This window comes from Candidatus Westeberhardia cardiocondylae (assembly GCA_001242845.1).
Classification (GTDB): domain Bacteria; phylum Pseudomonadota; class Gammaproteobacteria; order Enterobacterales; family Enterobacteriaceae; genus Westeberhardia; species Westeberhardia cardiocondylae.
In genome coordinates this window covers 178,392-193,051 of record LN774881.1, presented here as the reverse complement: position 1 = coordinate 193,051, position 14,660 = coordinate 178,392, and the positions used below count along the sequence as shown (strand labels likewise).

8 protein-coding genes and 1 pseudogene are annotated in these 14,660 nt (G+C 24.6%); all 9 read left to right on the top strand.

All coding sequences use genetic code 11. The annotated features are described in order from the left end of the window. Positions 1-393 precede the first annotated feature (393 nt). Complete coding sequence (gene murE / locus WEOB_RS00795) at positions 394-1,926, top strand: UDP-N-acetylmuramoyl-L-alanyl-D-glutamate--2,6-diaminopimelate ligase (RefSeq protein ID WP_281264010.1); 1,533 nt, start codon at positions 394-396, stop codon at positions 1,924-1,926. Continuing rightward, entirely contained in the window at positions 1,923-3,317 is a 1,395-nt protein-coding gene (gene murF / locus WEOB_RS00790) for a UDP-N-acetylmuramoyl-tripeptide--D-alanyl-D-alanine ligase (RefSeq protein WP_281264009.1), read from the top strand. Before murE ends, murF begins: the two co-directional genes overlap by 4 nt. Then, positions 3,298-4,392: a phospho-N-acetylmuramoyl-pentapeptide-transferase gene (gene mraY, locus WEOB_RS00785; protein WP_281264008.1), complete on the top strand. Its 1,095-nt coding sequence runs from the start codon at positions 3,298-3,300 to the stop codon at positions 4,390-4,392. Before murF ends, mraY begins: the two co-directional genes overlap by 20 nt. 15 nt (positions 4,393-4,407) lie before the next feature. Next, positions 4,408-5,745: a UDP-N-acetylmuramoyl-L-alanine--D-glutamate ligase gene (gene murD / locus WEOB_RS00780; RefSeq protein WP_281264007.1), complete on the top strand. Its 1,338-nt coding sequence runs from the start codon at positions 4,408-4,410 to the stop codon at positions 5,743-5,745. A gap of 505 nt (positions 5,746-6,250) precedes the next feature. Further along, positions 6,251-7,330, top strand: coding sequence for an undecaprenyldiphospho-muramoylpentapeptide beta-N-acetylglucosaminyltransferase (gene murG, locus WEOB_RS00775; protein ID WP_320408522.1), 1,080 nt, complete (start codon positions 6,251-6,253; stop codon positions 7,328-7,330). A gap of 43 nt (positions 7,331-7,373) precedes the next feature. Beyond that, complete coding sequence (gene murC / locus WEOB_RS00770) at positions 7,374-8,828, top strand: UDP-N-acetylmuramate--L-alanine ligase (RefSeq protein ID WP_420885189.1); 1,455 nt, start codon at positions 7,374-7,376, stop codon at positions 8,826-8,828. A gap of 662 nt (positions 8,829-9,490) precedes the next feature. Then, a complete protein-coding gene (ftsA, locus tag WEOB_RS00765; RefSeq protein WP_281264005.1) occupies positions 9,491-10,747 on the top strand; it encodes a cell division protein FtsA in 1,257 nt (418 codons plus the stop codon). 21 nt (positions 10,748-10,768) lie between these two features. After that, positions 10,769-11,947 (top strand): cell division protein FtsZ, encoded by a 1,179-nt coding sequence (ftsZ, locus tag WEOB_RS00760; RefSeq protein WP_281264004.1) that lies wholly within the window; start codon positions 10,769-10,771, stop codon positions 11,945-11,947. A 181-nt stretch (positions 11,948-12,128) separates the two neighbouring features. Then, positions 12,129-14,636 (top strand): annotated as a pseudogene (gene secA / locus WEOB_RS00755) (preprotein translocase subunit SecA); the annotation flags it as partial. Positions 14,637-14,660 lie beyond the last annotated feature (24 nt).

The window sequence follows — 14,660 nt, the reverse complement described above, 5'->3', positions numbered from 1 at the left end:
TATAATACAAACACTTAAATTAATAAAATATTTAATAATAATTTCACAATTATATCCAATATTATATATTAAATACATAATTTAACAATATTTTTATTACATCGATTAAATTAACAACAAAACCAAAAAACACATAAAATTTAAAATAAAAATTCAAAATATTTATATTAACATTTAAAAACTTTAATATAATAAAATATTTAATAATATTACAAAACATAAAAACTAAAAATACGAAATATAACACCAAATTAAAAACTAAACAAAAAACAATTTATTTATTTCACATAAAATAATTATTTTATTTCTATTACCTAAAATATTTAAATATAATTAAATTGAAATTAAATCAATTTTCATATATACAAATAAAATTTTACACTATAACAAATTATGAAAAAAATCTTAAAAATTAATCAAAACTTAAAATTTTTACTTTCCCCATGGATAAATAATTGCCCCAATTATATATTTAAAAATATAATATCTGATAGTCGTATAGCAAAACCTCAAGATTTATTTATAGCTATACCTGGATCCTTAACTGATGGAAGAAATTATATTTCACAAGCCATAAAAAAAAATGTATCTGCAATACTAGCAGAAAAAACAAACAATAAAAAACACGGGGAAATTGAAATATTTAAAAATATACCAATAATTTATTTTTCTTCTCTCAATAAAAATTTATCAAAATTAGCGGGAAGATTTTACAATAATCCATCACACTCTTTATTCATTATAGGTATAACTGGAACAAATGGAAAAACTACTATTTCACACCTACTTAGTCAGTGGGTAAATATATTGGGAAAAAAAAGCGCGGTTATGGGAACAATGGGAAATGGAGTAATAAATAAAGATATGGATTTAACAAAAAATACAACTGATTCTTCTATTTACATTCAAAAATTCTTATTAAAATTAAAAAATAAAAAAGTTAATTTTGTTTCAATGGAAGTTTCCTCCCATGCTTTATCACAATATAGAGTAGATGGATTACAATTTAATGTAGCAATATTTACAAATATTAGCCATGATCACTTAGATTATCATAATAATATGCTAAATTACACATTAGCAAAATGGAGATTATTTTCTGAATTAAAAATAAAAAAATATATCATTAACGCTAACGATAAAATAGGACAACGTTGGTTATTTTATTTACAATTAAAAAAACAGTACCCGTATATTACAGCAGTATCACCAAATTATATACCCTCTTTTTTTTCCTTATGGAAAGGAAAATGGATATATGCAAAAAAAATACAATATAATTTCGATCACACATGTATTTCGTTTAAATCTAGTTGGGGACATTCCACTATATATAGCCCTCTTATTGGAAAATGTAATGTAGATAATATTTTATTAACAATAGCTACATTATTATCTTTAGGATATTCACTAAAAAAATTATTAAATACATCAAAACAATTACAACCTATAGATGGAAGGATGGAAATTTTTTATACAAAAAAAAAACCTATAGTTTTAATAGATTATGCACATACTCCAGACGCATTAAAAAAAACATTAATAACAGCACGATATTACTGCAAAACAGGAAAAATTTGGTGCATTTTTGGATGTGGAGGAAATCGAGATAAAAAAAAACGACCAATTATGGGAAATATTAGTGAAAAATATTCAGATAAAATAATTATAACTGACGATAACCCCCGAAATGAAAAACCAAAAACAATAGCAAAAGAAATAAGAAACGGAATTAAAAATAAAAAAAAAATTAAAATAATTCACAATAGAATTCAAGCAATTCATAAAACTGTAAAATCAGCATCTTCAAATGATTTAATTGTATTAGCAGGAAAAGGGAATGAAAAATATCAAATTATTAAAAATAAATATCACATATACTCTGAAAAAAAAACTATTCAAAAATTATTAGGAAAGCTTAAATGATCACACTTGATCTTCAAATTATATCAAAAATACTAAATGCAAAACGGATAGGTAAAAATCATACTATTTTTACAATAGAAACTGATTCTAGAAATATTCAATATAAAAAACAATGCCTATTTGTAGCTTTATGCGGAAATAAATACAATGGACACAACTTTGTGGAAAAAGCGATTTCTCTAGGAGCTATTGCTATACTAGTAAACTGTCATTTTCCATTTCTTAAAACACCACAATTAATAGTATCTGATACATTGAACGCATTAAATAAACTATCACATTGGATCAGAAAACAATTTACCATACCAATAGTTGCTATTACCGGTTCTTCAGGGAAAACTACAGTAAAAGAAATGACTGCATCTATACTTCGACAAACAGGAAAAGTATTATGTACCAAAAAAAATTTTAATAACCATATTGGCGTTTCCTTAACATTACTTAAATTAAACAAAAAACATAATTTCGGGGTAATCGAAATAGGTGCTAATCAATTTGGAGAAATTTACCAATGTGCAAAACAAACCTCGCCGAAATCTGCATTAATAAACAACATTTTTTTATCCCATTTAAATGGATTTAAATCTTTACAAGGAATTGCAAAAGCAAAAAGTGAAATATTTACAGGATTACCAAATAAAGGATATGCTATATTAAATAATGATAATAATTATTTTCCATTATGGAAAGGAAAATTAAAAAATAAAAAAATCTTACGATTTTCAAAAAACTTTTCCAAACATGCAAATATTTTTTCAAAAAATATACGCCATCACACAAAAGGAACATCATTTACTTTATGTACAAAAAAAGGCACATGCAAAATATATATTCCATTATTAGGAAATCATAATGTTAGTAATGCTTTAGCAGCAATAACATCAGCAATATCGGTAAATAAAAATATCACATTATTAGAAATAACTACCGGACTAAAACAAATAAAAAAAATACCAGGAAGATTATTTCCAATTCCATTAAATAAAAATCATTTACTTCTAGATGATAGTTACAATTCTAATATCGGATCATTAATTGAAGGAGCAAAAGTATTAGAAAATATGCCAGGATACAAAATTATGGTTATTGGTGATATATTAGAAATGGGGGCAAAAAAAATTCAATATCACAAAATAGCTGGAAAACTTATTAAAAAAATTAATATTGACGAAGTACTTAGTTTTGGATATTTAAGTAAATACATAACCCGTGCTATTGATAACCATATAAGCAAACACTTTAACGATAATATTTCATTAATTTCATATCTACTTCATTCATTATCCAAAAATATAAAAATAACTATTTTAATAAAAGGATCAAGAAACACTAAAATGGAAGAAATAATATTTTCTTTACAGGAAGAATATCATGTTCAAATGTCTTATTGAAAACTTTTTAATACAAAACCAAATAAAAATAAATACTTTCTTCTGCTTTAGAATATACGAAATCATTGCAAGTGCCGTAACTTCTTTTCTTTTATCTACATGGATTGGATATATATTAATCAAAAAACTAAGAAAACTACAAATAAATCAAATAATACGAAAAAACGGACCAAAATCACATCTAAAAAAACAAGGGACCCCAACTATGGGGGGACTAATAATTATATTTTCAATAATTATCTCAACATTCTTGTGGATCTATCCATTTAATTCATACATTTTTTGTATATTATTTTCATTAATTGGGTATGGAATAATAGGATTTATCGATGATTATAAAAAAATATCTAACAACAACACGGATGGATTAAACTTTATTTGGAAATATTTTTTACAATCTATAATAACATTATTAATAATACATAATATATTTATGTTATTAAAAGAAAAAGAAACAATTCAATTGATATTACCATTTGTTAAAAAAAATATTCCTTTTTCTTCATCCGAAAATATGTGGTGGTATATTATATTATGCTATGTTATTATTATAGGAATTAGCAATGCAGTAAATTTAACAGATGGATTAGATGGATTAGCAATTATTCCAATTATTTTAGTTTCCCTTGGATTAGGAATAATATCTTGGAAAAGCAGCAACATAAAATATACTGAAACTACATTACATATTCCATATCTTACATTTTCATATGAAATTACAATAATTTGTGCAATAATAATCGGTTCAGCGTTAGGATTTCTTTTGTTTAATATTTATCCAGCGAAAATTTTTATGGGAGATGTTGGATCACTATCATTAGGATCTATTCTCAGCACTATAGCAATATTATTGCATCAGGAATTATTTCTCTTAATTATAAGTGGAATATTTATCATTGAAGTTATTTCTGTTATTATACAATTTGTATTTTTTAAAATAAAAAAAAGAAGAATTTTTCTTATGGCTCCTATTCACCATCATTACGAATTAAAAGGAATACCAGAAAAAACAATTGTAATTAGATTTTGGATTATATCCGCAATATTAACTTATATTGGAATATTAAGTATATAAATTTAGTTAATAAATATGATAAATTTCAAAAATGAAAATATTATTATAATAGGATTAGGAATAACTGGATTATCTTGCGTTAAATATTTTCACAAATATAATATTTTCCCTAAAATATTGGATATGAAATCTCCCTCTGATAAAACTAAAAAATCAATCAACCATTTAATATATCATTTTGGAAAATTCAAAAAAACGTGGATCCTACAATCTACTTTAATCATTATTAGTCCAGGAATACCTTTATCACATCCATATTTAATACAAGCTAAAAATATTGGAATAAAAATAATTGGGGATGTTGAATTATTTTCATGTGAAATAAACAAGTGTAGTAAAAAAAAAAAAATAATAGCTATTACTGGAACAAATGGAAAAAGCACAGTTACTAAAATGGTAGAAAAAATAGCAAAATATGCAGGATTAAAAGTTGGTGTTGGGGGAAATATTGGTTTTCCAATACTAGAATTACTATACAAGCCGTATCAATTATATATATTAGAATTATCAAGTTTTCAATTAGAAACTACTTATTCTTTAAAACCATTAGTAGCAACTATTTTAAATATCGCAGAAAACCATATGAACCGATACCCAAAAGGTATAAAAGAATATCTATCTGCAAAATTAAAAATCTATCAAAACGCAAAAATTTGTCTCATTAATACTGATAATCCTCTAACAAAACCAAAACAAAAAAAAAATTACATTAGTTTCGGAAATAATTGTGGAAACTATTATTTACATAAATGCAAAAATAAACAAATCTGGTTAACAACAAAAAAAAACAAATTACTAAACGTAAATCATATGAAAATTTACGGAAAACATAATTATATAAACGCATTATCAGCATTAGCATTAGCAGACTCAATAAATATACCAAGACATTTTAGTATATTAGCTTTAAAAAAATTTAAAGGATTATCACATCGTTTAGAATTAATACATAAACATAATAATATACTTTGGATAAACGATTCCAAATCAACTAACATTGAAAGCACAAAAGCTGCAATTAAAGAAGTAAAAAAAAAATCACACACAATACATTTAATATTAGGAGGAGATGGAAAATCAAAAAATTTTTTACCATTAAAACCATATATACAAGAAAAAAATTTTAATTTATATTGTATTGGTAAAAGCGGACCAAAACTTTTTTCTTTAAAACCAAATATTTCCACACTAACTAATACGCTTGAAGAAGCTATGCACATTATCAAAAACAGAGTAAAAGAAAAAGATATAGTACTACTTTCACCTGCTTGTTCAAGTTTAGATCAATTTAAAAATTTCGAAGAACGAGGAAAAATATTTACAAAATTAGCCAAAACACTTCAAAATACATAATACATACAAATTTTTCCTTCTAACATAATAAAATTTAATCAAACTTCATATTTAATACAGACTAAAATTAGTATACATTAATCGTAAAACAACTTTATTTATAATTTATTCACATGATATAAATCATTCTCCAAAATTAATGAAGATTAGCTAAATATTAAATTACACATTTAAATAAATTAATTTAAACTATATAAATGTATTTATAACCGTAAAACACAACAAAAATAAACTTGTGTATAAAATTTTATTTTCGTACTATTATTTATTTACAATAGTCGTATTATTTTTAGTATTTATTATATTAAAATATTAAAAAATTTTAATAATTTAAAATTGTCTTGCAAAATTTTCTGATTCTAAAAATACTGTCCACATTCGTCGTACAAAACATACTTAAATTAAACACAAATATATAAAATTTTTTAAAATTTATTATAACATCACTATCATTAAAACTAATATTTCATTGCATCTATTATAATATTTGTACATAAAAATAAATATGAAAAAAATTATTATTATAGCTGGAGGAACGGGAGGACATGTATTTTCTGGACTAACTATAGCACATGCTCTTAAAAAAGAAAAATGGAATATAAAATGGATAGGGACAAACAATCATATCGAATCAACTATAATACCGAAAAACAACATAGATATATACTTTCTTCATGTTACTGGATTTCAAGGAAAAAAAATAACAAAAAAATTATTTTCTCTTATTCATGCTGGATATGCCTACTACCAAGCTAAAAATATTATAAAAATACAAAAACCTGATGTAGTTCTAGGTATGGGAAGTTACATTTCCATCCCTGGAATCTTAGCAGCTTGGTCATGTAATATTCCAATTGTTATACATGAACAAAATACTGTTGCAGGATTAGCAAATAAATGGTTAACAAAAATTTCTAATAAAACACTTCAAGGATTTCCTAATACTTTACCTTTAGCAAATTTAGTAGGAAATCCAATAAGAAATGAACTATTATCTATATCTTCCCCTTCAAAAAGGTTTAATAACCGATTTGGACCAATTCGAATATTAATTATGGGAGGAAGTCAAGGAGCTGAAATATTAAATACAATTTTGCCACAAGTAGCGAAAAAATTATCAAAAAAATTAACTCTTTGGCATCAGGTAGGTATGAATAAAAAAATTTTACATGAAGTAAAAAATAACTACATAAAATTATGTGGAAACATAGCAAAAAAATACAAAATAGTTCATTTTATCTATAATATTTCTTTAGCTTACTCTTGGGCAGATTTAATAATATGTAGATCCGGTGCAATGACAGTAAGTGAAATTGCACATATTGGAATTCCGGCTATATTTATACCATACAGGCATAAAGATCAACAACAATATTGGAATGCAAAAGCTTTAGAAAAAATTGGAGCAGCTAAAATTATTAAACAATCCGAAATTACCGCGGAAAAAGTTATAAAAATATTAAAAAACTTCAATAGAACTAAATTATTACACATGGCAAATCTTGCTAAAAAAATATCCATTCCTAATGCAACCAATAATATCATAAAAAATATAAAATCAGTAACCAAATCAGTTTTTGATTAAAATATTTATATCCAAATTCTAAATAATTTACCAAAATATTTCAATAAATAAAATGTTCTTATTAAAAAATAAAAATTTTTTCATTAAAATACATAAAATAAATAATATACATTTAGTTGGAATTGGAGGAATCGGAATGAGCGGAATTGCAAAAATACTATTTCATTCTGGATACAAAATAAGTGGGTCCGATCTTTCTCCAAATAAGATTACCAAACAATTAGAAAAAATAGGAATAAAAATTTTTTATAAACATTCTAAAAAAAATATAAAAAACGCAAATGTATTAGTAATATCAAGTGCCGTAAAATCTGATAATTTGGAAATAGTTTCAGCTAAAAAAAAAAACATTCCAATTATTAAAAGAGCAGAAATGCTCGCGGAACTTATGAGATTCCATTACGGAATCGCAATAGCTGGTACACATGGAAAAACTACTACTACTTCCATGATAATTAATATTTATATTTATGCGGGAATAAATCCAACCTTTATTAATGGTGGAATTAGTAATAATTGTAACATACATGCTCATCTTGGAAAAAGCAAATATTTTATTACTGAGGCGGATGAAAGTGATGCTTCTTTTTTATATTTAAAACCAATAATAGCAATTATTACTAATATTGAAGCTGACCATTTAGAAACATATCAAAAAAATTTTAAAATATTAAAACAAACATTTATCAATTTTTTGCAAAATATTCCATTTTATGGATATGCTATCATATGTATAGACGATCCTATTATTAAAAAATTATTACCTCACATTCGCTGCAAAATTATTACTTATGGATTCAGCAATAATGCGGATTTTCGTATCAACAAATATCAACAAAAAGAAACATGTATCAATTTTGATATTTATAGAAAAAAAAAACCAAAATTACATATAACATTAAATACCCCAGGATATCACAATGCATTAAATGCATCTGCAGCAATCGCCATAGCAACATTAAACAATATTGACGATAAAAAAATAATACAAGCTATGTCAAAATTTAAAAATGTAAACAGAAGATTTGAAAATTTGGGGTACCATTTTTTAAATAAAGAAAAAGAAAAAACTAAAAAAATTTTGTTAATTGATGATTATGGACATCATCCAACCGAAATAAATGTTACTATTCAAACCATCCGGAATGGATGGCCTAATAAAAGATTAGTCATGATATTTCAACCGCATCGTTATACTAGAACGAAAAATCTATATGAACATTTCGTTTACGTACTTTCCAAAGTAGATATATTACTAATTTTAAATATTTATTCTGTAGGAGAAATTCCAATTTCTGGAATAAACAGTAATGAATTATGTAAATCCATTTATAAAAATAAAAAAAAACCCATTCTTATAAGAAATACAAATATATTACCCATATTACTACCGTTAATATTAAAAAATAACGATTTATTACTCATACAAGGAGCTGGAACAATAGAAAATATTACACAAAAATTAATAAATACTATTTTTAAAAAAACATACACATAATTTTATTATTTTAAAAAATTATATTTTATTTATAATAAAAAATTTTCATATAATAATTAAAAATTTAAATACATATAATAATATTATTATATAATTAAACCTTTTTTTCGTATATGCTTCATTTATATAATCAAAACCAACTTATATTTAAGAATAAATATTTTATAAAAATAAAATTTCTAAATATTAAAAAATATTAGTATCAAATATTAAACTCATTTAAACATTAAAAATTCATTCTTATCATTCACATTATTTATAAATTCAAACTTTATATAATACAGTAACTAAAATATATCTAATCTGATTTATTATGTAAATTACAACTTCTACTTATATATGAAAATCAATAAATATTCTTAATATTTATTAAAATTTAAAAATAAATTATATTAAATTCTAAATTCAAAATAAAATTTATTCAAATTATTACAAATAAAATTATAAATAAATACTAAAATAATTTTATAATAATTATTACAATAAAATTAATTTATAACAACAAAATAACACTATACAATTAATCTTCAGTATAACACTGCAAACCTTTTAATCTATTAAAAATATAAAAAACTAATAAATCATTCTAATTTAAAATATCATTAAAAAAATAGCTTAAATAAATTTTATAAAATAAAAAATAAACAGGAAAATATAACAAAATGATAAAAAAAAACAAAAAAATAATAACTGGAATAGAAATTGGAACAGCAAAAGTATTAGTTCTAATAGGAGAAATATCACCTGACAACACAATTAATATTATTGGAATAGGAAACCATTTATCTCATGGAATGAATAAAGGGGGAGTTAACAATTTACAATCAATAATTAAATGCACAAAAAAAGCTATTAATCAAGCAGAATTAATGGCAAATTATAAAATTTCATCAATATATCTAGCGCTATCCGGAAAACATATAAACTGCAAAAATGGAACAGGAACAGTTTACATAACTAAAGAAGAAGTTACTAATAAAGACATAGAAAACGTAATACAATCTGCTAAATCAGTATATATTGGAAATGAATATCGTATTCTACACACGATTCCCCAAGAATACATCATTGATTACCAAGAAGGAATAAAAAATCCTATTGGACTATCTGGTTTACATATGCAGGTTAAAGCACATCTAATTACCTGTCATATCGATATGACAAAAAATATCATTAAAGTAATAAAACAATGTGGATTAAAAATTAAAAAAATAATTTTTTCTGGTCTTGCTTCAAGTTATGCTGTATTAACCAAAGATGAACGAAAATTAGGAACCTGCGTAGTAGACATTGGGGCTGGAACTATAGATATAGTAATATATATAGCAGACACATTACGTTATATTAAAGTTATTCCATATGCTGGAAATACAGTAACAAATGATATTGCTTGCGCATTCAGTTCACCGACTACAGAAGCAGAAATAATAAAAATTCGCTATGGTTGTGCCATTGAATCGTTAATTAATAAAAAAAATATAAAAACCCCTGAAATAAATGGAAAACCATCAAAAAATTACCAACAACAAATCCTAGCAAAAGTTATTGAATCACGTTACACTGAATTACTCTATTTAATAAATAATGAAATTTTACAATTACAAGATAATATTCGAAATACAGGAGGAATCCATCACTTATCAGGAGGAATTATTTTTACAGGAGGGGGTTCACAAATTCCTGGATTAATAGAACGAGCACAACAAATCTTTAATTCTCCAGTACGAATCGGTTACCCTATATATATTACATCTCCTACAGAAATAATGAAAAAACCTCATTATTCAACAGCTATTGGATTGTTACAATACGGAAAAGATTCACAAAATAAAAAGAAAAAGAAAACAAAAAAACAAATTTCACTCTTTACTTTAATAAAAAAATTTAATTATTGGTTAAAAAATTTTAAGTATCTATAAACGATTTAATTGGAGAAAAACATGTTTGAATTAATAGATTCTACAAATGATGCAATAATAAAAGTAATAGGAATTGGAGGAGGGGGAAGTAATGCAGTTGAACATATGGCAAAAGAATGTATTGAAGGGGTAGATTTTTTTGCTGTTAATACAGATTCTCAAGCTTTAAAAAAAACAACTATCAATCATACAATACAAATTGGAAACAATATTACAAAAGGACTAGGTGCAGGAGCAAACCCAGAAATAGGTAGAAATGCCGCAGAAGAAGATAGAGAAACATTACGTGCAATACTAGAAGGAGCTGATATGGTTTTTATTGCAGCAGGTATGGGGGGAGGTACAGGAACTGGAGCTGCTCCTATTATTGCCGAAATAACCAAAGAGCTTGAAATTTTAACTGTCGCTGTTGTTACTAAACCGTTTAATTTTGAAGGAAAAAAACGAATGAATTTTGCTGAACAAGGAATTGCAGAACTTTCTAAATATGTAGATTCATTAATTATCACCCCAAATGATAAATTATTAAAAGTATTAGGACGGGGAATTTCATTATTAGATGCATTTGGAACAGTAAACAATATTTTAAAAGAAGCAGTACAAGGAATAGCAGAATTAATTACACAACCTGGATTAATGAATGTAGATTTTGCTGATGTAAAAACTGTAATGTCAGAAATGGGGTATGCTATGATGGGATCGGGTGTAGCAAAAGGAGAAGATCGAGCTAAAGAAGCGGTAGAAATAGCAATTTCTAGTCCACTTTTAGAAGATGTTAACCTATCTGGAGCAAGAGGAGTATTAGTAAATATTACTGCTGGATTCGATTTACAACTAGATGAGTTTGAAACTGTTGGAAATACTATTCGATCATTTTCTTCAGATAATGCAACAGTAGTTATTGGAACCTCGCTAGACCCAGATATGAGTGGGGAAATACGAATAACCGTAGTAGCTACAGGAATTGGAATGAATAAACATCATCAAGAAAATATCCCGATAACAAAAAATGATAAAAAAAATGCTCAATTTACTTTTAAAAATTATTATAACAAACAAAACAAAACAAATATTTTTTTAAATAACAAGAAAGAAAAAAAGAAAAAATTAACAGAATCCAACCAAAAATATACATTAAATATAGAATCTTATGATTATCTCGATATACCAACTTTTCTAAGAAAACAAACAAATAAATAACTTTAAAATTTAAAATATTTTATTTCATAAAAATAAACTTTATACATTTATAAATTTTTAAAACAAATTTTATAAAAAATTTTACATATCAAATATTTATGTAATTTTTATTACTTTAAACATAATTTATAAATTTCATAATTATTATTTCCAAAATAACAAACAATAAACACAATTCATCATGCTAATAAAATTACTTAATAAAATTTTTGGTAGTTACAACGAAAGAACATTACATAAAATGAAAAAAATAGTAAAACATATTAATAATATAGAAGTAAATTTAAAAAATTTAAGCAATGAAAAACTATCAAAAAAAACTATTGAATTCCGCTCGAAAATTGATCAAGGACTTGTTACTATTCGTGATATCCTACCAGAAGCATTTGCAGTAGTACGAGAAGCAAGCAAAAGAATATTTGGTATGCGACATTTTGATGTGCAACTTTTAGGGGGAATCGCTTTAAATGATAATTATATCACTGAAATGCGAACAGGAGAAGGAAAGACTCTTACTGCGACATTACCAGCGTATTTAAACGCATTAACCAAAAAAGGGGTACATATAGTAACAGTTAATGATTACTTGGCAAAAAGAGATGCAGAAAATAACAAAAAATTGTTTAATTTTCTCAATATGACTGTAGGAATTAATTTACCTGGAATGTCAATATCAGAAAAAAAAATTGCATATTCCGCGGATATAACATATGGAACAAACAACGAATACGGTTTTGATTATCTGCGAGATAATATGGTTTTTAACATAAAAGATCGTGTGCAACGAAAATTGCATTATGCTCTCATTGACGAAGTAGATTCTATTTTAATAGATGAAGCAAGAACCCCATTAATTATTTCTGGCCAAATAGAAACTGATTCAAATTTATATCACAAAATTGACAAACTTATTATTCCATATCTTAATAAACAAAATCAAGAAGATTCTTATTACTTTCAAGGAACAGGGCATTTTTCAATAGATGAAAAAACAAAACAAATAAACCTCACAGAAAGAGGAATGATCTTAATAGAAAAATTACTTGTAAAGAACAAAATTTTAAAAGAAAAAGCAGAACTTTATTTACAAAATAATTTAATACTAATATATTATATTATTTCTGCTATTCGAGCACACGTTCTTTTTTTTCGTAATATAGATTATATTATAAAAAATAATAAGATAATTATCATTGACGAACATACTGGAAGGCCATTACCTAATCGTCGTTGGTCTGATGGATTACATCAAGCTATAGAAGCAAAGGAAAATGTAACTATTCAAGAGGAAAGCCAAACATTGGCTTCTATTACATTTCAAAACTATTTTCGTTTATATGAAAAATTGTCTGGAATGACTGGAACTGCTAGAACTGAATCTTTTGAATTTAATTCAATTTACAAACTAAATACTATTGTAATACCTACAAATCGTTTAATGATTCGTAAGGATTTTTCTGATTTAATTTATATAACAGAAAAAGAAAAAATACATGCTATAATTCAAGATATTAAAAAATGCAACAAAAGAGGTCAACCTATATTAGTAGGAACTATATCTATTGAAAAATCAGAATTTTTATCGAAAAAACTAAAAAAAGAAAACATTCCACACAAAATATTAAATGCAAAATTTTACGAAATGGAAGCTAATATTATCGCTCAGGCAGGAAAACCTGGCGCGGTAACGATAGCAACAAATATGGCTGGGAGGGGAACAGATATCATATTGGGAGGAAATTGGAAAGAAGAAATAAATTCACTAAAAATTTTTGATAAGAAGAAAATTTCTACTATTAAAAAACAATGGAAAAAAAGACATAATTTAGTATTATCTGTTGGGGGATTACACATCATTGGAACAGAAAGACACGAATCAAGACGAATAGATAATCAACTAAGGGGTAGATCTGGAAGACAAGGAGATATCGGTTCATCCCGTTTTTATTTATCTATGGAAGATACTTTAATGCGTATATTTTCATCAAATCGTATATTTAATATTATAAAAAAACTTGGAATCAAACAAAATGAAGCAATTGAACATCCGTGGATTAATAAAGCTATCGCTAATGCTCAAAAAAAAGTAGAAAATAGAAATTTTGAAATTAGAAAACAATTACTTGAATATGACGATGTAATAAATGATCAAAGACAAATTGTCTATATAAAAAGAAATCAATTATTGAGCTTAAATAATATTCAAAATATCATCAAAAACTTCAGAAAAATAACTATAAAAAATATTTTAAAAAAATATTTTATATCAAATTTTTCAGAAAAAAATCAAAATATAAAAATAGAAAAATGCTTAAAAAATGATTTTAATTTAAAAATATCTATTTCATTATATTTGCGCAATCAAAATATAAAAAACAAAAATAATAAAAAACAACTTTACAAATATATTGTAAAAAAACTATTAAAAAAATACAAAAATACAGAAACTATATTAGGAACAACCTCTATACGTGATCTTGAAAAAAATATCACTTTACAAACAATAGATAATTTATGGCAAGAACACCTAACATTAATGGAACATTTACGAAATAGTGTTCATTTACGAAGTTATGCGCAAAAAGATCCGAAACAAGAATATAAACGAGAATCTTTTATAATGTTTAGCAATATGTTAGATTCATTACAATATGAAGTAATAAGCACATTAAGTAAAATAAATACAAAAAAATAAAAATTTTTAAAATACAAA